We start from the raw sequence: 23,706 nt of genomic DNA on the forward strand, positions 1-23,706 counted from the left end.
TACATTATAGGTTACAACAGCCTTTTCAGATGATATGAATCTACTACAATTCAGTCGTAAGGCAAAAGATAACCAATAGATCGTTTGTTGATTAGACAGGGAAAGATGGTAGGTGGTCACATAAAAAACAAAATAATTTTTTGCGAAAATTTCGTGACCAATTTACTCGCTTCATTGTCTTATAAGTGAATATCCAAACACTTTTTATTATGCGAAGCGATATAGTAAACCAAAAGGAAATAGTATGAAATCCTCACAATATTGAAGTTTCCCCAGTATGCACCTACATAAAAAAAGCCGCTCCTATCATGTAGAAGCGGCTTTTACAAATATCACTGTTGACTAGAATAACTTCTCTTGCGGAGGCTTCGCTCCCGCTAAGCGGATATATACAGTTGTTTGTCCGCGATGGTGGGTTTGATGCTCAAAATCCTTTTCAAAAGCCACGCGGCGTGTCATTTCAAAACGGTTCATGAACTTAATGTTACCATCTAACTCTGCTGGCGTCATTTTCTTAAGAGCAGCCATCACGTAATCATAACTGTCCATAACCATTTTGGTAACGGCTTCTTTAGATTGATCTTGAGATTTCTCCAACGCGCCAAATCCATACGGTGCTTTTTCACCCGTAATGGTGGCTGTAAATCCATAATTGGCATCGGCCAAATGGAGCATTTGCTCTGCAAAAGAACGCATTTCCGGCGTTGGCTTCAAGCCATAGCTACCGGCAGGCATCACATCAAGGTATTCTTTCGTATACGCTTTGGCTCGTTCCCACTCTTTCAAAGCCTCGTCGGTCGACTGGCCGAATGAAATGGCAGACATACAAAGGCATACCAATAAAATTTGGAAAATTTTGAGTGCTTTCATTGCGATATATTTTTCGTGGAAGGAATGTTTTAATGGAATATTACACACAGCACACGATCTATATAAAGTTACAATCAAAAAAAGATAATGCAAAAATTACTATTTTTGCCCTGAACAACAATGAAACAATGGATCTTACATCATCATTTTCAAAAGCCCTTCTATTACTAGATGAAGGAAAAATCGAACAGGCTGTCACTTTACTGCAAGAGGTTGTAACGGAAAGTCAAGAAGCGAATGATGTCCAACATTTCGTGCAAGCTAACTGTGCATTAGGCGAATTCTATTTTAATAACGCTGAATGGGATAAAGCACTCAGCTATTTAGAACTAGTGATCGGCACTCCTATGAGCGACGAAATGGAAGAAGCGCTTGCATCTGAAATTAACAATGCGAAACAAATGCTACAAGAAATGTAGTATTAACCTTATATGTTTTCTTTGATTCTATGAATACACGCTCTCCTAGCGTGTATTTTTATTTATAAGAATAGGCTCGATACAACTATAATATCCCCAGTATCTTCTTCTTAAAGTTGCTAAATCGATACCCAAAAGTGATCGATATATCAGAATTAACTCTCCGCAATTTCTTTATCAAGAAATTAGTCCTCAAATTCTCCCAACTAGCATTCATGTACACGTAATAACGAGGACCATTATACCCTGTATTAATCCAAGCATGCACATCATACACCGCTTGAATCGACTTATTCCCGGGTGTTAGTTCATACAAGGCCCCTCCACCCGCAGCTATAGCAGGTGCAATCAACCAATTTTTAGCAGGCACAATATTATACGTATAACCACCCCGTAAAACCAATGAAACCCATTTAGGATTCGACGACAATAGCTGGTAAGTAGCCGAGTCGGGCACTAAATCGCGCGATGGTGTTACCCAACTAATCCTGCGCCAAACGGGTGATGCCGTAAAAAAGAAAGTACCCTTAGAACGAACTTGTTCTTCCGAGAAAGCAGAAGCCGCCCTGTGCGAGAATTGGCGGGCATTCGTATAATAATACATATCTAGCCCCACATCTACGAAGTGAATATTTCGAAATGGTTCGTATGATCGATGCTCCAACTTGGGAATCAGCAAGCCATTATAGGCATTAAAAAACGGCTGAAAGATCAGTTTACGGGTGCCAAACTTAAATTTTAAGGAAGTATAGTGGAAGTTAACGTTTTTATCGAGCTGGGTGCCAGGGATATTCACTGTGGCTTGCAAATACAACCACTTGTAACTTACATCCACCCCTATATAGTTACTGGAATTGGCTGTTAACCTAAAATCACTTTTATCGGTCTGGTTCTTCGCAAAATTGAACTGTAAACTCGTGAGGCCGGTGAATACTTCTATCATATTACTCTTCTCGTACCGGCGCACGAAATTCGTATCCAAATCAGCCGATTGCCCCTGTAGGTGAAGAGCTTGCCAAAATAGTGCAAATACAAATGTGATATGATAACGCCACCGTTTCATGTGAGTACTTCTCGAAAATACATGCTTTCGTACGCGAATATAATCGACAAATCCCAAACAGCCTTACCCTACAATAGCTTTTTCAAACCACAATGCCGGCAAAGTATCCCCCCAACACCCAGCCGGCCAATATTTACCATCAACCTAAACCACCCCGCACACTAATAAAAATAATCATCAACACAATCAATGTAATACAAACGTACAGGCGATCTTTCTCTAGAATAAATCCTACCAACGAAAAAAGCACCCGCGAAATTGGTGTCGCGAACAATAACATAATACCCAATAGAATTATATCACGACCACGACCCGCTCCAATCCCTTGCAACATCTCTTTTAAAATCGTTAACATATCCCGATCCGTTTCCACGAACTTAGGGTAATACACCACCTCTTGCCCATGACGTGATAAGTAGATGAGTCCTCCTATAAAAGCAATACCCAAAGAGGTCCATACGCCCCAGCGTAATAGGTTGCCAATAATATATTGTAAGTCTTTATCTTTTACATTTTCCATGATATCCCGCTTTTAAATTCTCCCGGTAGCCCCGTTATAAATCATCTGTAAGGCTAATAGTGTAATAACGATGGCGAAAAACAGCTTCAATTTGCCAGGTGAAGAACGAATAAGTATTCTCGCACCCGTTAAAGCTCCTAATAATACCCCTATTACAACAGGCATACAAATTCCCGGTTGAATATACCCTCTTTGTAAATACACTACCGCGCTGGCCGTTGCTGTTACCCCCATCATAAAATTACTGGTAGTAGTAGATACCTTGAATGGTATACGCATAATATTATCCATGGCTATTACCTTTAAGGCGCCTGAGCCAATACCCAGTAACCCCGATAGAACACCCGCTACAATCATCATTAAAAAACCACCTATCACGTTCTTCGTTCCATAATGCACCGTGCCTTGTGCTGTAGGATATGATCCGTACAACTTAAGCTTCGTGGCTAGCGGGCTCGATGTTTCTAGCACATGCACATCCTTCTTACGCAAGGAATTCATCGCAGAAAATATCAAAATGGCACCAAACAATACGGCAATCAGATGGGTAGGTGCAACTGTTGCTAATAAGGCACCCACGACCGCTCCCACCGTGGTAGCAATTTCGAGAAACATCCCAATGCGCATATTTGTAATACCCTCGCGAACATATGCCGCCGCCGAACCCGAAGAAGTGGCAATCACCGACACAAGCGCGGCCCCGATAGCATAATGAATATCAATTCCTAAAAACACGCTCAGCAAAGGAATAATAACTACCCCTCCTCCTAGTCCTGTTAACGACCCAATCAAACCTGCCGCGTAAGCACCTGCAAATAAGATCAATGTAAAAACTAAAACCGTCATTTATATAGCATTTGAATTATGTTGAAGTAATGCATCGAAGCTTGCAATAGCAGCTACTTCGTTGCGATCGATAATGGCTTCCAAAAGTTGTTCATGCAAAACATGCGTGTGCGAAAATTGGGTAACACTGCCGCTATCCCGTTGTTGGAAGGATGTACGTAATACATGCGTAAAGCCTGCATATAAATCGGCTAATACGCTATTTTTACTAGCAGCCGCAATGGTAGTGTGAAATTGAATATCTGCATCAATGGCAGTAGTATAATCATCGGCTTGAATGGCTGCAGCCCGGTTTTTCAAGGACTTTTGCATTTCTTTGACCTGTGCTTTTGTACGGTGTGCAACAGCTAAACGTATAATGGCATGCTCCAGTAATATACGCACTTGGTTCAATTCCTGCTGGGCAGCACGTCGTAACCGCTGCTCCAATGTTTCCGAAGATACGCCTGGCTCGTTCACAAACGTGCCCGACCCTTGCTGTACCCGCAATATCCCGTTTTGCGCCAAGGTTTTAATCGCCTCCCGGATGGTAGATCGCCCTACAGCAAATTGCTCCATCAACTCCGGCTCCGCGGGAATCTTCTCACCCACTTTCCATTTACCAAGTGAAATATGCTGCTGCAATTTCTCTATAACTATGTCTGCTAATTTTGTTCGTTTCGACATACAATCAAACATCAGATGTTTGACAAAGGTAAACCAAAACAACATTCAAACATCAGATGTTTACAAATTATAGTACGCTAGCGATCAATTTTACGCCTTCTGCTATTGTATCTTCTGAAAGAGAACCATATCCCAATCGAATACCATATTGGTTCTTGCCAAAATAGAATTGTGAAGATGGTGGAAGAGAAATATTTTTTTGACTGAGTTGATGAAAGAATGAAGTCGTATCTAGGTTTTCTTTTGGCGTTAACCAGAAAGCCAACCCACCTTCCGGCACTGTATAATTAAAATAAGTAGCTAGATGTTCTCCTAGCAACTCGCTCATTTTATCACGCTTTGCCTTATAATGCAACGTTGCTTTTTTGATATGTCGCTTAATGGTTCCATCATGAATCAACTGCAATACAGCTTGTTCCATGATAATATCTCCTTGTACATCGATAATTTTCCGCAACTCACCAATCGACTCGATAAACGAAGCCCGGCTACTTACCAAGTAACCCGTACGCAATGCCGGGGCTACTACTTTACTCATGGTACCTATGTAGATGAAATTAGCCAGGCCAGGTAAACTGGATATAGGCATGAAGGGCCTGTAGCCGAAATGAAATTCGTTATCGTAATCATCTTCAATAATTGTAAAACCGTATTTATTCGAAAGTTCTACTAATTGGTATCTACGTTGCAAGCTAAGGGTAACAGTGGTGGGATATTGACGATGCGGCGTTGTAAAAATTGCCTTGATGCGTTTTTTTGATTGAAGATGATGAAGAATATCATCAATTACTAAACCATCACCATCCACTCGAACAGGCAATAGCTCCGCTCCTGCTTTTTCAAAGGCAGCCCAAGCCGGTTTATACCCGGGCGTTTCAATCATTACTGCATCGCCCTTTTCCAATAAACATTGTGCAGCCAGGTAAGTAGCCATTTGACTACCGCGGGTAATACATACCTGCGATTCGTTGATTTGCATGCCCCGTTGATGGTTCAACATTTGCGCAATGGCTTTTCGGAATTCCATAGAACCCAACTCACAAGCATAATCCATTACCTTCCAGCGAGCTTTACGACTGAATATTTGCCTATAGGCCCTCGCCAACTCGTTAATGGGCGCTATTTTACTATCGGGATGCCCATCGTCGAATACAATTGTATGTGCTTTTTGAATGGCAACGGCGGCGGTTGAAGTGGTTACAGGAAGATCTTTTTGCAGTTGCAAGGTGGGGGTTGTTTCGGCTACGAATGTGCCTTTACGCTCTTTGGATACTAACCACCCTTCCATCAATAATACTTGCAATGCATCTACCACTGTATTGCGGTTCACTTTCAATAGCTGGGCTAGCAACCTGCTCCCCGGCAAGGCCTCACCTGCTTTTAGGCGCCCCATTTTAATATCGTGAATAATTGCATCCGCTATTTGCAGGTAAATGGCCTTTTCAGCCGACTCATCGAGTTGAATATTTACGGACCAAGGTCTTAACATCTGGACTACCAATTTTTACACATTCTGTATCATAACAGTAGTCCAAAGGTACAGTAGTTTTGCCATCGAATTACAATCATTCTTTCACGCACAATTTTAAAACATATGCAAAAAGCCGTTTTTTACCACGCAGGTTGCCCAGTTTGTGTAAGCGCAGAACACGATATCATCCAACTCGTTGGCAAAGAAAATCTTGACATCATTCACCTCGGTGAACAACAACAATACATCGATGCAGCAGCTGCTGCTGGTGTAAAATCCGTTCCAGCCTTGGTTACAACAAACGGAAACGTACTTCATATCAACTTCGGCGCATCTATCGCAGATGTAAAATAAGCTGTACACAAGGCATTATTAAGTAATTAGTAATGCCTTTTTATCAAATTGACCTAATTTTGGGCATTCAAATGTAGAATGCATGCACGTACTCGACGTAATCATTAATGAGAAAGAAAAAGTAAACTGGTCGGATATTTCATTAGACCCTGCTAATAAACAAGTGTTGGACCAGCTAATGAAGGAATTCCGGTATATCGACGAGCTAAAGAAGTACAATTTACCTGTCGACAATAAGATTATGTTGCATGGAAGTTCCGGCTGTGGCAAAACAACCACCGCGAAGGCCATTGCTTCAACGTTGGATAAAAATCTCTATATCCTCAATCTTAGCACCATCGTTTCTTCTAAAATAGGCGAAACCGCCAATAACCTAAAAATGGTATTCGACAAAGTCGCCCGCGACCATGCCGTACTATTCCTCGATGAATTCGACCATATTGGTAAAACCCGCGGCGAAGACGATCGAGACGTAGGTGAAATGCGCCGTTTAGTGAATACCCTTATTCAACTCATCGACTATTTCCCTCCAAAGGCATTGCTTGTTGCTGCCACCAATCACCTCGAAATGATTGATCATGCATTGGTAAGAAGGTTTCAATTACGCCTGCAATACAACCTGCCGAGCGTACACGAATTAAACGCTTACTACGATAAACTACTTACTGCCTTTCCTCCACATTTGCAGGAGGTTGAAAGGTTATACGGGATTTCCTATGCTGAAGCCAAGGATCACTTGTATACTTCAATTAAATCGATTCTTATTAACGATTTAGAGTCAAAAGCTGTAATAGCAAACGTATAGGGCACCTCCAAATAAAAACGTCACATGTAAATAGTGACGTTTTTATTTGGAATGCATATGTATTATTCTTTCATTGTTTCTTCACGACTATACCCAGAAGCCTCCGTATAATCTCTCTCTATTTGATCAATTAACCCTTCATCAAACATATTTACTATTTGGTTCTTGGAATACTTCACAAATGCATTATTCATAAAATAATCAATTTCAGCAAACTTCTTACTCACATGTACATATACTAGCCGACTTTCATAAAAACTTAGACTATCTCCTTCAATTTTTTTAAGCTTTAAATAAGTATACACATCGCCATTTTCCTGCTTATCCACCACACGATAAACATCATTTACTATAGGATGTTGTACAAACTTTTTAGTGCTGAAGCTATCCATCCAATCAGCTATAGCGCCATAGAGCATTAATGATAATATGACAATAAGCCCACTGTAATAATAAAAAGGCGCTCTCGTCGATTTTTCATAATCATTTTGCAATGTTGTATCATGGGTGCGTTGTCCGCAACTTTCACAGTAAATTTCTGCATATTTAGGCCCCATAGGGAAAAAAGGGATGTAATAAACATGCCCATAAGCTTGGCGAACAACAGTTTTTTGGTTAAAATCTTTGCAGTTTTTACAATTCCGTTGGTGGTCAGTGGAACGTTTGATCACACCGACCTTCTTGCCGTAAACAATAAACATAATAGTTAGGGATAATAAATTTAGGCCAGAAAAGTAATACAATTAAATAACATATCATAAACTTCGTTTATTGATCACCCTACTTCGCCCATAACTCAATATCCGGATGCTCTCCAATCACCTCTAAAATAATATCAAAATATGTTTGTCCTTCTCCAGCCAGCAAAGCTTGCAACTTCTCGGTAAAAAGTTTTTTATTGAATGGCGAGCCTGGCACTAACTTGCTTTCATAATATGCCCGCGTAACATCTACCCCCAACGCTTTCTTGCTTTCTTCGAAATGTTCCCACACCAATAACACAGGTTCATCCAGTTTTATCAACCCAAAACCGCCATATAACAAATCATTCAAAGCATCCAAACTTTGCCCTAATAACCAATCTTCATCGACCATAAAAACACGGTTGATCTCATCATAAAAGCTGGGAATATCATGCATATTTGCACCTTGAAGGGTAATTACTTTTCTTGGGTTCGACATACATTTGCACTTTCGTTCATCCTAAAGTTACATTCCTGTAATTGAAATCCCTACTTTCGCATAAGACCATGCAAACAATTTCTATTATACAAGCCGGCGAAAACGACGTAGTTGCATTACAGCAAATCGCGCAAACCACTTTCATAGCAGCTTATGCTGCCGTTAATACACAAGAGAACATGGATAAATATCTCCATGAAGATCTTGGGTTACCACAATTACGCAGCGAATTAAATAACCCCCACTCGCTATTCTTCTTCGCCCAACTCGATGGCCAAAACATAGGCTACATCAAACTAAACATTGGCGATGCACAAACACACTTACAAGAAAAAAACACGCTAGAAATCGAACGTATATACGTGTTACCTCCATACCAAAGCATGCGCATAGGCCAACAACTATTTGATCATGCCGTTGCATTAGCCAAAGCACGTGCATACACGAAAGTATGGCTAGCCGTATGGGAACAGAATCATAAAGCCATCCAGTTCTATACAAGGAATGGATTCACCGTGTTTGATACCTGTACTTTCACTTTAGGTAATGATGTACAAAATGATTTGATGATGGCATTGACTTTGTAGGATTTTATATTATTCAACACCAACATTCACCCATGACCCAATTACATAACCCAGTCGCCTATTTCGAAATCCCGGTCCACGATATGGCCCGCGCCGTTGAATTTTATGCCAACGTATTTGGATATACCTTCGACATCGACACGATCGACAATTACGAAATGGCCCTCTTTCCTTGGCAAGCTGCTCATCCCGGCATTACGGGTGCCCTTGTAAAAGGCGATGTATACAAAGCCACCAACAACGGCATCATTCTCTATTTCCATACCAACGATATCGCGTACACCTTACAATGCGCCATCGATAACGGTGCCAAAGTACTCTACCCTATTACCGTTAATGAACAATACGGCTTTGCAGTAGCAGAATTTGAGGATACAGAAGGTAACCGTATAGCACTACGCCAAGTTTTTAACGAAGCATAAATACTTTGTCCGTATATTAATTATATATATCAACACAGAAGGGTTGTCTAAAAACATACCTCGTTTAATGTCCTACACAAGACAAATTCTATTACAGGATACCCTTACTAAAAACCGCATTTCTTTATACTTTTTAGCCCCATAAAGACAACCAAACACCCTACCCCTACCCCTACCTCTTCCTCAAAACCACACTTTCGGCCCAAATAAGGCTAAAAACGAATGAAATTCCCAAATAATTGAATGCCAATCAGTTCCATAGCAAAGCCTTTGACAACCCTTTGAAAAGCCTTTGAAAATCGCCCGAAACCCTTATAAACACTAGGGGGTGCCTTTGAAAGACTTTAACTTCCCTTTGAAAATGGCCTAAAACCCTTGTAAACACTAGGGGTACTCTTTGAATGACTTTAACGACCCTTTGAAAAGCCTTTGACATGCCTTTAACCTGCCTTCGAAAGTAGTGAACAAAACTGCTACGCCCCTTTAAAACACTTATAGATGCAGCTGGCATCAATAAAAAAAGCAATGCCCGTTTATCACGGGCATTGCTTTACATGGTATATTCAAAATCGTATTAGTTCTTCGGCATAACCGGGTCTACACCTAACCATTTCTCACGGATGAATTTCGCTTGTGCTGAAGCATTCTCATCGATGATTAATTTTTTAGACGATGGTGTAGAGAATTTCACACCGGCCAATGCAAAGTATTCTGCATACGGAATCGGTGTATTACCGGCTACATATTTCACTAAGAAATCTTTGATAGCTGGGTAAGATAATTTACCAATTTCATCGAAGATTTCATCATCATTGAAATAAGCATTGGCGCCATATTTCACACCTAAATCGTGCATCAAATTACGTAAGCCGTAGTTACCTTCTGAAAGATGTAATAAATAAACATCCAAACAGGCAGAAATCAACGCACCTTTCTGGTATACGTTACCATACTGATCGGCATACGTAGTTGCTGCAGATTTACTCAATGTAGTGAACGGTAATGTATCGTTATACTGCAGAAGTGAACCTGTTACTTTTTGCGACAATTTATTCAAAAATTGTTGCTCTGTATCAATACCGGCTTTACGTTGTACGTGGTGAGCAGTGTATTCTGTTGCTCCTTCATATAACCATAAGTGTTTCGACAAAACAACTTCATCATAGTTAAACTCTTTCACCTCTTTAGAAGCAATTGTTAACGGTGTAATGATGTGGAAGAATTCGTGTGAAGAAATATTCACAATCATGTTCTCCAACGCCGCCGCCGGCATTTCTGGTAAGTAGTAGAAAGAAGATGTGGTATGTTCCAAAGCACCAGATAAGCCTGGAGGGAACGATTGTTTCAATCCTCTACCTTTAATGTAATACAAGAACGCGTAACGATCTGTTGGTAATTTACCACCCAAATAGTTCTTCGCACCTTGAATCAAAGCCGATAATTTGTTAGCAATAGGCGCCGCTTTAATATCCCCGTTCGGAGAATATACAGCCACCAATACATCTGTTAAACCTACTTTAATAGTAACCGTATCCATTTTACCATACATGGCAGGCATATCATAGATATCGTCTACGTTCGTAAAATCGAATACATCTTGGTTAGCAGTTGTTTTTACAGGTGTTTTGCTGGTAGCAGCGAAGTAATTCGTAGGTTTATTGATGGTTACTTCGAAAGGCAGCTTGCCTTGGTTTTCGAAAAACCCAATAATGCCCGGGTAATGCAATACAACGTTGTTCTCCTCGAAGTTGGTAGCCGCCATCGGGTACACGTTATGCTTCTTGTCGGTATCAAAAATATCTTCTACGTTGTAGGTCAATTTCGCCATATGGTGAGCATTCGAAATCTCCCAACGGTTCACATCCAAGCGCTTTACCGGCAAAGCTTTACCGGCTGCTGTAAAGGCTTGTACATTATCCACGAAGTTTCCATAGTCGCTAATAGCGTAAGTACCAGGGATAATTTTGGGTAACGAAAAGATGACTTTTTTACTCGTTTGCGGCGGCGTCACCAAGCTCACCGGCAAAATATCGTTCTTGATTTGGTTGACATCCAGCGTATACTTGTACGATTGGGCGTTCACAACCGACAACATACTAAAGCTGGCAATGCAGGCTAAGAATACTTTTTTCATCAAAAAAATTGGTCAATTTGTTATAGAATTGCGCTATACACCGCAAGATTACAAAATAATCCCCGCTCAACGCACTACTATTACATGAAGAAGGCACACCTTCCGGCGCGCCTCCTTTTGCAAAATCAATAAAAATCGCTCGTCTACGCTTATTATTTTACCCCTTGGGATGCTTGCATAATCACAGCGGCCGTTTCTTGTGGTTTCGACATGAATACAACATGACTAGCCTTAATTTCCGTGATTTTCGCCCCTGCCCTTGCATACATCTTTCTTTGGATGGACGGTAAAATCGCTTTATCTTCTAAAGCTACAATCCCGTATGAAGGCTTTGTTTTCCATGGCGCCTTGCTTACTTTCGCCCCTAAAGCATCTGCCGCGAACATTCCCTGCGAAGCATACATAAAGTTAGCTTGGTCTACTGGAATATCTGCACAGAAACCTGCATGAAACTTCGCTTTATCATAATACAAGATACCATTCGCATCCGGTGCTAAAATCCCACTTTCTGGAGCCGCCGGTTCTGTTTTCGCCCAATCAATCGCAGATTCACCCTTATCCAATTGGAAAGCCGCGATATATACCAATGCTGCCACGTTCGGATGATCGCCCGCTTCTGTAATAACGGTTCCCCCGTATGAATGCCCTACTAAAATGGTTGGTCCATCTTGTCGATCTAAGGCTGCTTGGGTAGCTTTTACATCGGCATCAAGGGAGCTAAGGGGATTTTGTACAACCGTTACGTTGTAGCCCTTCTTGGTTAAAATATCGTATACACCTTTATAGCCCGAACCATCTACAAATGCCCCATGCACGAGTACTACGTTCTTGATAAATGGTTTGTTTTGCGCAAATGCAGTATGGAGGCTAGCTGTCAATAAGAAAAGACTAAAAGCTATAAATATTCTTGTAAGGAACTGTTTCATTTTTGTGAGTTTAAGGAATGTGTAGGATTTGTTAGAACGCCTAGCGCGGAGCAGCCGGCGAATGAAGAAAAGAGAATAGTGAATGAAATGATTATTGTTCGAGATGTGCTTCTAAGGTGATTTGTAAACTTAAAGCATTACTCACCGGGCAAGTTTTCTCGGCATGTTGGGCAATACGAAGGAAGTCGGCTTCCGTAATACCGGGTACTTTAGCACGTAACACCAAATGAGAATGCGTAATTTTGCCTTCTTCCAATACAACAGTGCTCTTTGTTTCCAAACGTTCCGCGGTGAACCCTTCCGTTGATAAATCTAGGCTCAACTTCATGGTGAAACAACCTGCATGGGCTGCAGCTAACAATTCTTCGGGGTTCGTACCAATACCATCGGCAAACCTGCTATTGAAAGAGTATTGCGTTTCGTTTAATACGGTGCTTTGTGTAGTTAAATGACCGTTTCCTTCTTTAATGTTACCGTTCCAAACGGCTGTAGCATTACGTTTCATATCGTTTTTACGTTTTTTGTTTTTGTAATAATTAATTCAACGATACAAAGGTATAGCCGTTCTACAGCTCGAAAAATGTCATTTTGCCGATTATAATTGTACTTTTTTCCCCGAAAGGTACTTTTTCTTAAAAGTAGCCGGTGAATCACCTGCTTTATTGGTGAAAAGGCGGTTGAAATAGGCTGGGTCGTCATAGCCTAACTGGTAGGCAATCTCCTTCACGCTATAATTAGAATAACAGAGTAAACGCTTGGCTTCTAGGATAATGCGGTCTTTTATAATATCATTGGGGGCGAGTAGGTCGTACCGGTTAAATTTAGCAGAAAGGGTTTTAGGCGCTACACCCATTAAGTCGGCATAATCAGCAACCATGTGTTTAGTACGGAAGTGAATTTCTACTAAACGACTGAAATCTCGGAAAAACTCTGTTTCTTTCAATGGTTCATCAAGTAAAGCGCCTAACTGTTGCTGCTTCCAAATGCGGGTGGCACGTATAATTAATTGTTTCAAATAGGTACGGATCATTTCTTCATGCGAACTCTCTTTCCCACTCAATTCCTGTTTAATATATCCATATAAAGCGTCAATCACTTTCGCCTCCGCGCCGGGTAATTTTGTAATGGGCAAGTTGTACATATTATTAAACAAGATGCCATCGCAGGCTACTTCGGCATCGTGTATCTGAATACAATAAAAATCCCGGTTATAATATATGAAGTATGCCGGGCCTTTCCCCTGCTTGTTAAAGTGTAGGTATTGGAAATTGCCAACACAAAACAGTGCCGCACTATCTATTTTATATTCATCAAAATCAATAGTAACACTGGAACCTGCAGGCATGAAAATAATCTTGATGTAATCGTCGTACTTCCCTGCACGGATCTCCTCCAAAGTATCTTCATCAATTTCAAAACACCCGAACTTTTTATAATTAGATTCAAAGTAATTCGAATACGCCATGCCATCTGTTTTTATGATGATGCAATGTTAGTGGTTTCCAAGAAGTATACAAAATGGGTGGAGTTATTTTGCTTCACTTACCTCCATTGTTCTTAGTAGTTCGAGTGAGTTTTGGATGAAATGATCCGTGGCACTATCTTTCACTTTTGAAAATATTTTATACTCTAGTTCAAGCAATTCACCGTGTACCTGGGTATGTATCAACAATCTCTTCCTTATAATAGAATCGGTATCCTCTGCTGCCATGATATAATAATAACGCCCGTTTATCTTCTCAGTTATAAACTTTCTATTTGTTAATGTACGATCGAATATCGATTCTTTTTCTTTCATGCGATCCAAATAATACCGATGATAACTCGTGTCGGCATCATAAACAGGAAATAAGTATGCATGCTTGAAAGTCAACTCGTTTTTATGTAAAATAGTATCGATCCAGAAAAAGCCGCTTTCTTCAAAAATAGGTAATGCTTTCGATTGGAACCTATACCACCTTTCAGCACATGCAGGCCAACAATCCGATTCACAAATCCAAGAGAAACTAGTATCGTACGTTTCCGGCACATAAAAACTTAAGGTAGTAATGCTATCAGCCAACTTCAAGCTAACCTTCTTGGCATGCTTGGGCAAAGGTTTTACAGGAACTCCCGGCCTACAAGCGGTGCAAATCAACAACATAAATAGGGTTACATATCTCAACATATAGATATTATAACGTTTTCAAGGTATCACCATACACACGCACGGTGCTTAACAACTGGACAGACCGCTTAATGAAATTTTGCTTACGAGTGGAATCCGTATCACGCATTACCAAGGAATATTTCAAAAACAAACTAGTGCCATGGAATTCAGTTTCTGCAAGTACTTCTACCCTCTCTGTATAATTCATTTTACCCGGCACAACCACTCCCATATATCGATCTCCAATTTTAAAAATAGTATCAAATGTTACACTATCTATAGATTTGTAACGGGATATGATACGCATGGCAGTGTTCAAATTACCCGTATCAACCAGTGCATACCTAGGTTCCGTAAAGTATTGCATGGTAAACATGTCAGTTGAATCACTTTCCCACCAATTAGCCTCTTGCGCATAATAGGTTGAATCCCGAAGTGGCCATTGCTTCGATTGGTAACGATATACTTGGTCGGGGAAATAACTACAGGTATTACCATCAAAATATTGATAACTCGTATCGTACTCCTCCGGCACCGCAAATGTTACGCTTGTAGTACTATCTCCTAATCGTACTGTTTCCCACCGGGCATGTATCGGTAACGGATTGGGGTTGATAGCTTGGTGACATGCTATCAAGCATACAGCAATACAGGATAAAAGGGTATATTTCATATAGGTTAGGTCGATGCTTCCTATAACGCATCACTCGTGAAAGATATTTTATCAAAGCTCGCTTACATCTCTCTTCTCCTAACAAAAAAAAGGACGCCTTTTCAAACGTCCCAATATGCTCATTACCCCGCAATAATATTAAACTTGTCCGTCCCTTCCTCCCGCTCTAACTCCGTTCCAATCGGCAAATCCAAATAAGGTATAATCGCCGGGTCGTAGTTCGCAATCGTATTTACATCATACACCCCGGCATTATTGTGATCATTCACATACTCATCTGGCTCTATGCCGGCGAAAAATTGCCAACCTGTATCTACTTCATTCACCGGCTCATCACGGTACATGTACATAATTGGCAGCCCTTCCACGGTAATCATATCCGTGGCAATACAACCTCCCCTATTAGGCACCAATGGTACAATTTCTGCTGCCGTTAATTTGAATTTTTTATTGGAAGGATGCATATGCTATTGTTTTAATGATGGATCGAAAATTGCAACCGCTACGCGGCTATCAGCACAACCGTAATATAAATACCACTTTTTGTTATGCATAACCAATCCCTCTACAAATACTGTACCCGCGGGATATTGCCCACTTTTTTCAAATGGCGCACTTGGTACAAAAAACGGTGTATCTAAACGACCAATTACTTTGGATGGATCGTTTTTATCAAACAATATTTGCCCAGCCGCATAGGTATTCGCTGTGTAATTAGTATCGCGTCCTTCGCCCGGTTTATTTTTACCATTGTACAATAGCAAAATTCCTTTATCTGTAATAACAGCCGGAGGGCCACATTCCGTTAAGTCACTATCAAAATGGTAAGGTCGCGTTCTTACGCAAGCCGCCAACTCGTTATCCTTATCCAACGTAGGCTCCCAATTAATTAAATCGGTGGATGTAGCAATGTTGATGAAATGTTCACCCCAATACATCATGTACTTACCATTTACCTTAGCAATGGTTTGCTTGCCCTTTTCCAACTTCGTTACAATAGATGCCGATTTACTGGCCATATCCCTAAAACGCCCTTCGTAGGCTTTATAAAAAGCTGGGCCATGCTTGGTCCAGTGCAACAAATCTTTCGAGGTAGCCACCGATAAGCGTGGTACTTTTTTATTCCAAGCCGTATATAACATTACATAAGTACCATCTTCTGCTTGGGCAATCCGCGGATCTTCGCAACCACCTGGCCATTCGTATTCTTTATTGTTATCATTCGCCGGGTAAAAAACAGGCGTTGAACGCCTTTTCATCTGAATGCCATCTTTACTTTTCGCCATCCCCAACCGCGAAGTTCTTTCGCCAATACCCACACCCGATTTATCTTCCGACCGGTACAGCACATATACATACTTCCCCTTCTTCGTGGCCGCCGGGTTAAATACATCATTCGATTCCCATGCCACTTGCTTCCCACTCATTGGGTCGAGAAAAGTACTGGTACTATCGGGCGATAAAATGGGATTTACATTGGCCGGGCGTACAAATGGCCCAAATGCCCATGCAGGCAATTTCGCTTGGGCAAATGCCAATGTAGCAAAGCAGGTGTACGCACATAATAATAGGAAACGTTTCATACGCGGAGTGTTTATTGCATTAACGTGGAACTGATCCTTTAATGTAGGAAGGATTCTTGATAAATAAAAGCGGCTATTGCCTTAAATCGGCAAATTTGTTGTTTGCTTAATGGTGCGCATCACGAACGAACTTTGAATTTTACTGATATGTGGTAAAACAGATAGCTTTTTCATCACAAACTCGTTGAAATCATCCGGGTCTTTTACCAATACCTTCAATATCACGTCCACTATCCCACCCGTTACATACACATCAACGATCTCGTCGAGGTGCTGTACTTTTTCAAGAAACTCGTCTGTGTATTCGATGCGTTGGGTATTTAACGATACATGCACGATGACCATAAACTTCAATCCCAATTTTCTTGCATCCAGCAAGGCTACGTAGTTCTTAATATAACCTTCCTGTTCCAGTTTTTTAATACGCTCATATACAGAAGTACGCGACATGTTCAGCTTTTCTATTAGCTCCCCGATATCGAAACGGGAGTTCTGTTGCAACAAACGTAATAGCTCCAGTTCCTGTGGCGATAATTGCTCCATTGGATTTTTTCCTACTAATATACCAAAACAACCCTTCTACTCGTACTTATTCCGACAAAATAATTACTTGACAAAACAAAATACATATTTCACTGCCATATTTCACACCACAACCAGCACATCATACATTTACCTGTACAAAACACAATTTCAACCATGAAATACGCTATTATCGTAGCACTCGGCGCGATTAGTTATGGCGCCCTCAGTTCATTCGCCAAAATTGCCTATGGCCAAGGCTACACTCCTGCTGAAGTAACATTTACACAAGCCTTATTGGGTACTTTAATTTTATGGTCGCTCACTTTCTTTCAAAAGGTAACAAAAGGCAACATCCGTATTCAGTTCAGTTGGAAACTAGTATTAGCCGGTACCACGATCGGGCTATCGGCGTATTGCTTTTACTTATCGGTAAAGTTCATTCCCATTTCACTCGCCATTGTATTACTTATGCAAGTGTCCTGGATGAGCAATTTGGGTGAATGGATATTCTTTCGCAAGAAAATGCAAGTGGTCGATATTATTTGCACATTGGTGATTATTGTAGGTACCATCTTAGCAGGTAACCTATTGCAAACACAGCAGCTGCACTTTTCGTTGGTTGGAATTGGCTTAGCATTGGCAGCAGCATTCATATATACCTTATACGTTCTCTTTGTTAGCAAGCTAGGAAAAGATATCCCGATGCTGAACAAAAGTGCGCTTATGATGACTGGCTCTTCCCTTGTGATATTCCTTATCAATGCCCCTTCCATCGTACAAAGCACCCATTTCGACGTACAGTTATTTCATTGGGGTATTTTCTTAGCACTTTTTGGCACCGTCATCCCTCCTATATGCTTTACGGCCGGTATGCCCAAAATTGGCCCGGGTTTAGGCGCCATCCTCTTAACATTAGAATTACCCGCGGTGGTTTTATGCGCACATTTCATACTGGGAGAAGAAGTTAGCCCACTACAAATTGTAGGCATGATACTGATGATGGGCGCTATTATTTATTTGAACTTATACAAGCAACGTGTACAACAACAATTATCGAAACCCTGCTTGCACAGCAACTTATAAACGCTAGCGTAGATCGAGCAATGGTGAAGATAGTAGCTGTGTTAACAAAACTTGGTACAACAACAGGTACAATTCTCTCCTGTATTAATACTTTTTTAGCACCTATTAAATGGTAGTTATACGCTCTGCTGTTGTACATTTTAGCACTTTTATTTTTTGTTGTTTTTATTGAAGTTTTGATTATATCTTTACGCCGTTACGCGATGAACAAAAAACATTTCCACCTGTTTTTTTATCGCCATTTCAATACACAGCGAACACTGCGTAACTTGTTTTCATTCCTTCCCACGCATATAGGAAACCAACAGCTTTTTATTATCAACCTTATAATTAAATCCAACAAAAGTGAAATTCACACGAATTGTTAGTGCGTTATGCCTGTTGCCATTACTATTTGCAGGCCGCGTACAAGCGCAACAGAACGGCCAACTACATGCTTTACAACAAAAATTTGTAGACCTACGTTTCGGTATGTTTATCCATTTCAACATTCCTACATTTATGGAAGATGATTGGGCCGACCCCGATGCTTCACCCGCTCTTTTTAACCCACGCAAACTTGATTGTAAACAATGGGCAGATGCCGCTGCAGCAGCCAACATGACTTATGGTTGTTTAACTACCAAACACCATAGCGGCTTTGCTATTTGGGATACGAAAACAACCGACTACAGCGTTATGAGTTCTCCTTTCAAACGCGACGTAGTAAAAGAATACGTAGAAGCATTCCGCGCAAAAGGTTTACGTGTAATGTTGTACTACTCTATTCTCGACACCCATCATAAAATAAGACCTGGCCATATAACGCCTGCGCACATCGCCATGATTAAAGCACAAATCACGGAATTGCTCACCAAGTATGGCGAAATCGATGCGTTGATTATTGATGGATGGGACGCCCCTTGGAGCCGCATTTCGTATGAAGATGTGCCTTTCGGTGAAATCTATGGCTTAATTAAACAATTGCAACCGAAATGCTTAGTAATGGATTTGAATGCTGCGAAATATCCTGCTGAAGCGCTCTTCTATACCGATATCAAATCGTATGAACAAGGCGCCGGTCAACACATTTCTACCAGCACAAACCGCCTTCCAGCCTTAGCTTGTTTACCATTACAACAAAACTGGTTTTACAAATCCAACTTTGCTACAACACCTGTAAAAGAGGCCGGCAAATTGGTGAATGAAATTATTGTTCCATACAACAAAGCATGGTGTAACTTCATCTTAAACGTAGCGCCTAACCGCGATGGCTTGTTCGACGCGAATGCTATTGATGCATTGAAAGCAATCGGCAAGCAATGGAAAAATGAAGGTCCTGTTGCACCATTACCGGCAAATGAAGCACCTATCATTGCAGAAAATATCGCGAAACATGTAGCGGCTAACAGTAGTTGGAGCGATGATATGAACATCATGGATTTCGCGAACGACGATAACTTCCGTTCATCATGGTCATCGCACCCAAGTGTAAAACAACCATGGTATGAAGTTGAATTCCCGAAAGAGCGTTCTTTCAACATGATCACGATGGTAGAAAATTCAGCACGCATCAAAACGTACCACTTCGAATATTTCGATAACGGTGTTTGGAAACCATTACCTGGTAAGCCAACAGATGCCGGCCGTGTAAAAATTTTTAGGTTCCCGCGCGTTTGGGGTACAAAAGTGAAAATCGTCATCGAAAGCTTCTCTGAAACACCTAGCATTGCTGAATTTGCTGTGTACGACGAGAAAAGAAATTAATAAAGCCTTGATGAACAAACAAGCCCATCTCAAGCGTGTTGAGATGGGTTTTTGTTTTCTACCCTACATGGTCATAAAATGGTCGATTCACTGCGGTAAATAGCCGAATTATAATATCTTCCAATGGTAGTTTAATGTTCTTCCAATGTTCCAGGCCGCTTCTTTCCTATATGGAGATATATGTGGGATATATTTTGGATCAATACCACCTGCTTCTTGCAGCAAGTGAATAGCCATCCCCCATTTTTCTAACCTGCTCTAAATAAGTCATTTCCGTTTTTTCTCCGTGTATTTCGGCCCCTTTCACCGACACTTCACCGACACTTCACCGACTTTTCACCGACAAACCCCTAGTAAAACCAAGGGTGAAGTAAGCCTTTTGTCGACATTTCTCCGACATGCACCTTGAATTTACTGGGGTTCAGTCGACTGTTTGCCAAGTGTAAGTTGATCGCAAATGATTGAAAAGCGGCATTTTCCGGCACTTTCCGGCATATTCCGGCATATTCCGGCACAAAGCGGCATATTCCGGCATAATCCGGCAAAAAGCGGTTAAAAGCGGCACTTTCCGGCACGCGACTTTTTTTCTTCGAAAGGGAGCTGTACTTTTGTTTTGAAGGGGATGAACAACAGTTTTAGCATTGCGATAAGGGAGGCTCGCAAGGTGCAATGGGTAGAAGAGCTGGGCGTAAAAAAAGGGCAAAAAAATAAGCAACATCATGCCGTACCAGCACCATGTTGCTTATCATCAAAACAAGCAGGAAATTACTTCACTTGCTGCACCACAACTTTCGACAATTGCTTCACAAAACGGCGGCCTGTGGCAAAATCGGAAGTGGTTATCAAGGAAATTTTCTCTTCTAACTGCATAGCATCCGTATCATCGATACTTAGGATAATATAAGTTTGAGACCCGGTGGGAGAATTGAAGATTTCATTCCAAGAGTACACCACCTTGTAGTTGTCTTCTGCCCACCCAATCAAATAAAATTCGCTGTTCCATTTGGGCGAGTCCGTTTTCAACACTAGCTCCTTCAGCGCATCTTTCAACAATACACCCTTCACGTTGTGCAAGGTTTTCTTGTACTCAAGTTTATGATTCAAAATGCGAACACTGTCGATCTTATGTTGTGGTAAAGATCTCAATTGCGCAAATTGAATAGTCAGCACTTTTTGCACATCGCCTTCCACTGTAAAAGATTGCTGCGCTTGGGTTTGAATAGTGAGCACTAAGCTAAAAACAAGTAAAATATATTTCATAAAAATGGGTGTAAATGCGAACTAATATACAAAAAATATGCAGGGCCCTGCTGCATATTTAACAAGCAAAATGAAGTAATTTGCGTTGAACATGATCACGAAAACCAATGCCGCCCGCATGCTCGATAGCCTTCACATTTCCTACGAAGTAAGAACGTACGAAGTACACGAAGACCATCTCAGTGCTGTTGACGTAGCCGAATCAATCGGCATCGAACCGGAACGACTTTTTAAAACGCTCGTGCTTAAAGGCAATATCGACCCCTACATTGTAGCCGTTATCCCGGGCAACGCGCAACTCGATCTTAAAAAAATAGCCAAGCACAGCGGCAATAAAAACTGCGACATGTTGCCCATGAAAGACCTGCTCGCAGTAACTGGCTACATCCGCGGCGGCTGTTCGCCCATCGGCATGAAAAAACAATTCCCCACCTATATCGAGGAATTGGCTACGCTTGAAGCAACCATTGTGGTGAGTGCCGGTAAAAGAGGCCTCCAAATTATCCTCGACCCGCAAGATTTAGCCAAAGCTGTCAATGCCCGCTTCGTGGATATTGTATAAATCGCTTTCATGAACCAATAATTATGTCTATTTTTTAAAAAATTTCACCATGTATACACCCAAGAAAGAAGACATACAACAAGAAGTATTCGACCTGTACGACGATTACGCGCATAACCGCCTCTCCCGTGCAGATTTCATGCAGAAACTGTCGTTGTTTGCCGTAGGCAGCCTAACAGTACCTGCTCTCATGAGCTTCCTAATGCCGGAGTACAAAAACTCCCTCCAAGTGAAAGCTGGCGACCCACGCATCACGGAAGCTTACATTACCTACACCTCTCCAAAAGGCGGCGGCCAAATCAAAGCCTTGCTCTGCATGCCAAAAGACAATACAAAGAAGCTGGGCGGTATATTAGTGGTACACGAAAACCGCGGCCTCAACCCGCATATCGAAGACGTAGCCCGTAGGGCAGCACTGGCAGGCTTTATTAGCCTAGCACCAGATATGCTAAGCCCACTTGGCGGCTACCCCGGCAACGACGATACCGGTCGCGAGATGCAAAGCAAACGCGATCGCAACGAAATGCTGGAAGATTTTATCGCCGGTGCCAACTATTTACAAGAACAACCCTCCTGCAATGGGAAAGTGGGCGTTGTGGGCTTCTGTTTCGGTGGATGGATCGCTAATATGATGGCTGCCCGTGTACCCAGCTTAGCTGCCGCTGTACCTTTCTATGGTGGTCAGCCGCCACTGGAAGAAGTACCCAACATCAAAGCCCCCTTACAAATTCACTACGCCGAACTGGATACCCGTGTAAACGAAGGCTGGCCGGCATACGAACAAACACTCAAAGACAATAAAAAGGAGTACACCGCCTTCATATACCCTAAAGCCAACCACGGCTTTCATAACGATACCACCCCTCGTTACGATCGACCAGCCGCTGAATTGGCATGGAAAAGAACCATTGAGTTCTTTCAAGCACAACTGCAATAGCCAAAACATAAACAGGGCATCTCTCCGCCTAATTTTCAGTATCTTTGCGCCCGCCCGGCCCCATTGGCCGGGGTATAACTATTAGAGAATTGTGAGATGAACGATCCCGCGGATTATACAACTACTATTGCCACTTTAGACATGCCATTCCTGCAAGGGGAAGGGCCTTTTCGTGGCTTCGCGGATCAAGCGTTTGCCCAACAATTGGCAACGGGCATCGTGTTTAGTGTGAACAACGCCATTCATCCTCTTTGTCGAATAGCCGCCGAAGATTTACAAATTCACTTACAGCAGCAGCAAGAATGGACACATAATTTTGGGCTATCCAGCGATACCCAAGGACAAGTAATTGGTAAAATGTTTGGCGTGTTGGTGGTGGCGCACAACAACGAAATTGGTTACTTAGCCGCCTTTTCCGGCAAATTGGCGAACGGGAATTACCACAGCCGTTTTGTGCCACCTATTTTCGATGGAATGGAACCAGGAGGATTTTTAGCCGTCGGCATGAAGCGTATTACCGGCATTAATACCGAGATAGCGGCCCTAGCAGGCACATCTTCACCCGAAGCTACAGCACAAATACAACAACTGAAAGCCGCCCGCAAGGCGCTTTCCAACGGTTTGCAGCAACAAATCTTCAACGAATACAATTTCATCAACCAAGCGGGAGCATACAAAAACCTGCTAGATATTTTTACCCCGCATGGTTACCGGCAACCGCCAGCAGGTGCCGGGGAGTGTGCAGCACCCAAATTATTACAGTACGCATTCCAGCAAAACATGCGCCCATTGGCACTTGCAGAGTTTTGGTGGGGCCTTTCACCTAAGTCGGCTACCTGGCAACACAAACATTTTTATGCACCTTGTAAAGAAAAATGTGCTCCAATATTATCATTTATGCTAGATAATTATTAGTTTGTTGG

28 protein-coding genes are annotated in these 23,706 nt (G+C 41.7%); 10 read left to right on the plus strand and 18 right to left on the minus strand.

The features are described 5' to 3' along the window. Positions 1 to 342 precede the first annotated feature (342 nt). Positions 343 to 870 carry a DinB family protein gene (locus tag LX64_RS04210; RefSeq protein WP_111596382.1) on the minus strand — a complete coding sequence of 176 codons (528 nt, stop codon included), beginning with the start codon at positions 868 to 870 and terminating at the stop codon, positions 343 to 345. A 128-nt stretch (positions 871 to 998) separates the two neighbouring features. On the opposite strand from LX64_RS04210, the gene LX64_RS04215 reads away from it, so the two are divergent. Continuing rightward, entirely contained in the window at positions 999 to 1,289 is a 291-nt protein-coding gene (locus tag LX64_RS04215; protein ID WP_148707190.1) for an outer membrane protein assembly factor BamD, read from the plus strand. 85 nt (positions 1,290 to 1,374) lie between these two features. Here the strand turns inward: LX64_RS04215 and LX64_RS04220 are convergent, their stop codons facing one another. The 5 genes from LX64_RS04220 to pdxR all read right to left on the minus strand — a co-directional run bounded on the left by LX64_RS04220 (position 1,375) and on the right by pdxR (position 5,873). Further along, complete coding sequence (locus LX64_RS04220) at positions 1,375 to 2,271, minus strand: DUF4421 family protein (protein WP_158538522.1); 897 nt, start codon at positions 2,269 to 2,271, stop codon at positions 1,375 to 1,377. A 220-nt stretch (positions 2,272 to 2,491) separates the two neighbouring features. Next, the gene (locus tag LX64_RS04225; RefSeq protein WP_111596385.1) at positions 2,492 to 2,872 is read right to left on the minus strand and encodes a DUF1634 domain-containing protein; all 381 of its coding nucleotides are present in this window, start codon (positions 2,870 to 2,872) and stop codon (positions 2,492 to 2,494) included. A 12-nt stretch (positions 2,873 to 2,884) separates the two neighbouring features. Next, on the minus strand, positions 2,885 to 3,718 hold the full coding sequence (locus LX64_RS04230) for a sulfite exporter TauE/SafE family protein (RefSeq protein WP_111596386.1): 834 nt from the start codon (positions 3,716 to 3,718) through the stop codon (positions 2,885 to 2,887). Beyond that, positions 3,719 to 4,384: a FadR/GntR family transcriptional regulator gene (locus LX64_RS04235; RefSeq protein WP_111596387.1), complete on the minus strand. Its 666-nt coding sequence runs from the start codon at positions 4,382 to 4,384 to the stop codon at positions 3,719 to 3,721. A gap of 67 nt (positions 4,385 to 4,451) precedes the next feature. Continuing rightward, positions 4,452 to 5,873, minus strand: a complete 1,422-nt coding sequence (gene pdxR / locus LX64_RS04240; RefSeq protein WP_111596388.1) for a MocR-like pyridoxine biosynthesis transcription factor PdxR — start codon at positions 5,871 to 5,873, stop codon at positions 4,452 to 4,454. A gap of 105 nt (positions 5,874 to 5,978) precedes the next feature. Here pdxR and LX64_RS04245 point away from each other — a divergent pair, with 105 nt between their 5' ends. Together LX64_RS04245 and LX64_RS04250 are read left to right on the plus strand one after the other, a co-directional pair. Continuing rightward, positions 5,979 to 6,209 (plus strand): thioredoxin family protein, encoded by a 231-nt coding sequence (locus LX64_RS04245; protein WP_111596389.1) that lies wholly within the window; start codon positions 5,979 to 5,981, stop codon positions 6,207 to 6,209. Positions 6,210 to 6,291: 82 nt separating this feature from the next. Then, complete coding sequence (locus tag LX64_RS04250) at positions 6,292 to 7,014, plus strand: AAA family ATPase (protein ID WP_111596390.1); 723 nt, start codon at positions 6,292 to 6,294, stop codon at positions 7,012 to 7,014. Positions 7,015 to 7,076: 62 nt separating this feature from the next. Here LX64_RS04250 and LX64_RS04255 read toward each other — a convergent pair whose 3' ends face one another. Both LX64_RS04255 and LX64_RS04260 read right to left on the minus strand, forming a co-directional pair. After that, entirely contained in the window at positions 7,077 to 7,715 is a 639-nt protein-coding gene (locus tag LX64_RS04255; RefSeq protein ID WP_111596391.1) for a hypothetical protein, read from the minus strand. A 79-nt stretch (positions 7,716 to 7,794) separates the two neighbouring features. Continuing rightward, a complete protein-coding gene (locus tag LX64_RS04260; protein WP_111596392.1) occupies positions 7,795 to 8,196 on the minus strand; it encodes a barstar family protein in 402 nt (133 codons plus the stop codon). Positions 8,197 to 8,264: 68 nt separating this feature from the next. Between LX64_RS04260 and LX64_RS04265 the strand changes: the two genes are divergently transcribed. Both LX64_RS04265 and LX64_RS04270 read left to right on the plus strand, forming a co-directional pair. Then, positions 8,265 to 8,783: a GNAT family N-acetyltransferase gene (locus tag LX64_RS04265; RefSeq protein WP_111596393.1), complete on the plus strand. Its 519-nt coding sequence runs from the start codon at positions 8,265 to 8,267 to the stop codon at positions 8,781 to 8,783. A gap of 32 nt (positions 8,784 to 8,815) precedes the next feature. Next, on the plus strand, positions 8,816 to 9,205 hold the full coding sequence (locus LX64_RS04270) for a VOC family protein (RefSeq protein WP_111596394.1): 390 nt from the start codon (positions 8,816 to 8,818) through the stop codon (positions 9,203 to 9,205). A gap of 574 nt (positions 9,206 to 9,779) precedes the next feature. Here LX64_RS04270 and LX64_RS04280 read toward each other — a convergent pair. From LX64_RS04280 to LX64_RS04320, 9 genes are all read right to left on the minus strand, one after another. Beyond that, complete coding sequence (locus LX64_RS04280; RefSeq protein ID WP_111596396.1) at positions 9,780 to 11,339, minus strand: M61 family metallopeptidase; 1,560 nt, start codon at positions 11,337 to 11,339, stop codon at positions 9,780 to 9,782. Between the two features lie 152 nt (positions 11,340 to 11,491). Next, on the minus strand, positions 11,492 to 12,265 hold the full coding sequence (locus LX64_RS04285) for an alpha/beta hydrolase (protein WP_111596397.1): 774 nt from the start codon (positions 12,263 to 12,265) through the stop codon (positions 11,492 to 11,494). Between the two features lie 91 nt (positions 12,266 to 12,356). Further along, on the minus strand, positions 12,357 to 12,770 hold the full coding sequence (locus tag LX64_RS04290; protein ID WP_111596398.1) for an OsmC family protein: 414 nt from the start codon (positions 12,768 to 12,770) through the stop codon (positions 12,357 to 12,359). A 90-nt stretch (positions 12,771 to 12,860) separates the two neighbouring features. After that, a complete protein-coding gene (locus tag LX64_RS04295) occupies positions 12,861 to 13,730 on the minus strand; it encodes a helix-turn-helix domain-containing protein (protein ID WP_111596399.1) in 870 nt (289 codons plus the stop codon). A gap of 63 nt (positions 13,731 to 13,793) precedes the next feature. Beyond that, a complete protein-coding gene (locus LX64_RS04300; RefSeq protein WP_148707191.1) occupies positions 13,794 to 14,432 on the minus strand; it encodes a hypothetical protein in 639 nt (212 codons plus the stop codon). A 7-nt stretch (positions 14,433 to 14,439) separates the two neighbouring features. Next, positions 14,440 to 15,087, minus strand: a complete 648-nt coding sequence (locus tag LX64_RS04305; RefSeq protein ID WP_111596401.1) for a hypothetical protein — start codon at positions 15,085 to 15,087, stop codon at positions 14,440 to 14,442. Positions 15,088 to 15,209: 122 nt separating this feature from the next. Continuing rightward, positions 15,210 to 15,551 (minus strand): DUF2185 domain-containing protein, encoded by a 342-nt coding sequence (locus tag LX64_RS04310; protein WP_111596402.1) that lies wholly within the window; start codon positions 15,549 to 15,551, stop codon positions 15,210 to 15,212. Positions 15,552 to 15,554: 3 nt separating this feature from the next. Then, positions 15,555 to 16,670 carry a glycoside hydrolase family 130 protein gene (locus LX64_RS04315; RefSeq protein WP_111596403.1) on the minus strand — a complete coding sequence of 372 codons (1,116 nt, stop codon included), beginning with the start codon at positions 16,668 to 16,670 and terminating at the stop codon, positions 15,555 to 15,557. 81 nt (positions 16,671 to 16,751) lie between these two features. Beyond that, on the minus strand, positions 16,752 to 17,213 hold the full coding sequence (locus LX64_RS04320; protein ID WP_111596404.1) for an Lrp/AsnC family transcriptional regulator: 462 nt from the start codon (positions 17,211 to 17,213) through the stop codon (positions 16,752 to 16,754). A 156-nt stretch (positions 17,214 to 17,369) separates the two neighbouring features. Between LX64_RS04320 and LX64_RS04325 the strand changes: the two genes are divergently transcribed. Both LX64_RS04325 and LX64_RS04330 read left to right on the plus strand, forming a co-directional pair. After that, entirely contained in the window at positions 17,370 to 18,278 is a 909-nt protein-coding gene (locus tag LX64_RS04325) for an EamA family transporter (protein ID WP_111596405.1), read from the plus strand. Between the two features lie 345 nt (positions 18,279 to 18,623). After that, positions 18,624 to 20,024: an alpha-L-fucosidase gene (locus LX64_RS04330; RefSeq protein ID WP_111596406.1), complete on the plus strand. Its 1,401-nt coding sequence runs from the start codon at positions 18,624 to 18,626 to the stop codon at positions 20,022 to 20,024. A 765-nt stretch (positions 20,025 to 20,789) separates the two neighbouring features. Here LX64_RS04330 and LX64_RS04335 read toward each other — a convergent pair. Beyond that, positions 20,790 to 21,284, minus strand: coding sequence for a molybdopterin-binding protein (locus LX64_RS04335; protein ID WP_111596407.1), 495 nt, complete (start codon positions 21,282 to 21,284; stop codon positions 20,790 to 20,792). Positions 21,285 to 21,375: 91 nt separating this feature from the next. Between LX64_RS04335 and ybaK the strand changes: the two genes are divergently transcribed. The 3 genes from ybaK to LX64_RS04350 all read left to right on the plus strand — a co-directional run bounded on the left by ybaK (position 21,376) and on the right by LX64_RS04350 (position 23,698). Next, positions 21,376 to 21,846, plus strand: coding sequence for a Cys-tRNA(Pro) deacylase (gene ybaK, locus LX64_RS04340; protein ID WP_111596408.1), 471 nt, complete (start codon positions 21,376 to 21,378; stop codon positions 21,844 to 21,846). 49 nt (positions 21,847 to 21,895) lie between these two features. After that, positions 21,896 to 22,783: a dienelactone hydrolase family protein gene (locus tag LX64_RS04345; protein WP_111596409.1), complete on the plus strand. Its 888-nt coding sequence runs from the start codon at positions 21,896 to 21,898 to the stop codon at positions 22,781 to 22,783. 96 nt (positions 22,784 to 22,879) lie between these two features. Then, on the plus strand, positions 22,880 to 23,698 hold the full coding sequence (locus LX64_RS04350; RefSeq protein WP_111596410.1) for a pseudouridylate synthase: 819 nt from the start codon (positions 22,880 to 22,882) through the stop codon (positions 23,696 to 23,698). The last annotated feature ends 8 nt before the right edge of the window (positions 23,699 to 23,706 follow it).

It is taken from the genome of Chitinophaga skermanii, from assembly GCF_003259335.1.
Classification (GTDB): domain Bacteria; phylum Bacteroidota; class Bacteroidia; order Chitinophagales; family Chitinophagaceae; genus Chitinophaga; species Chitinophaga skermanii.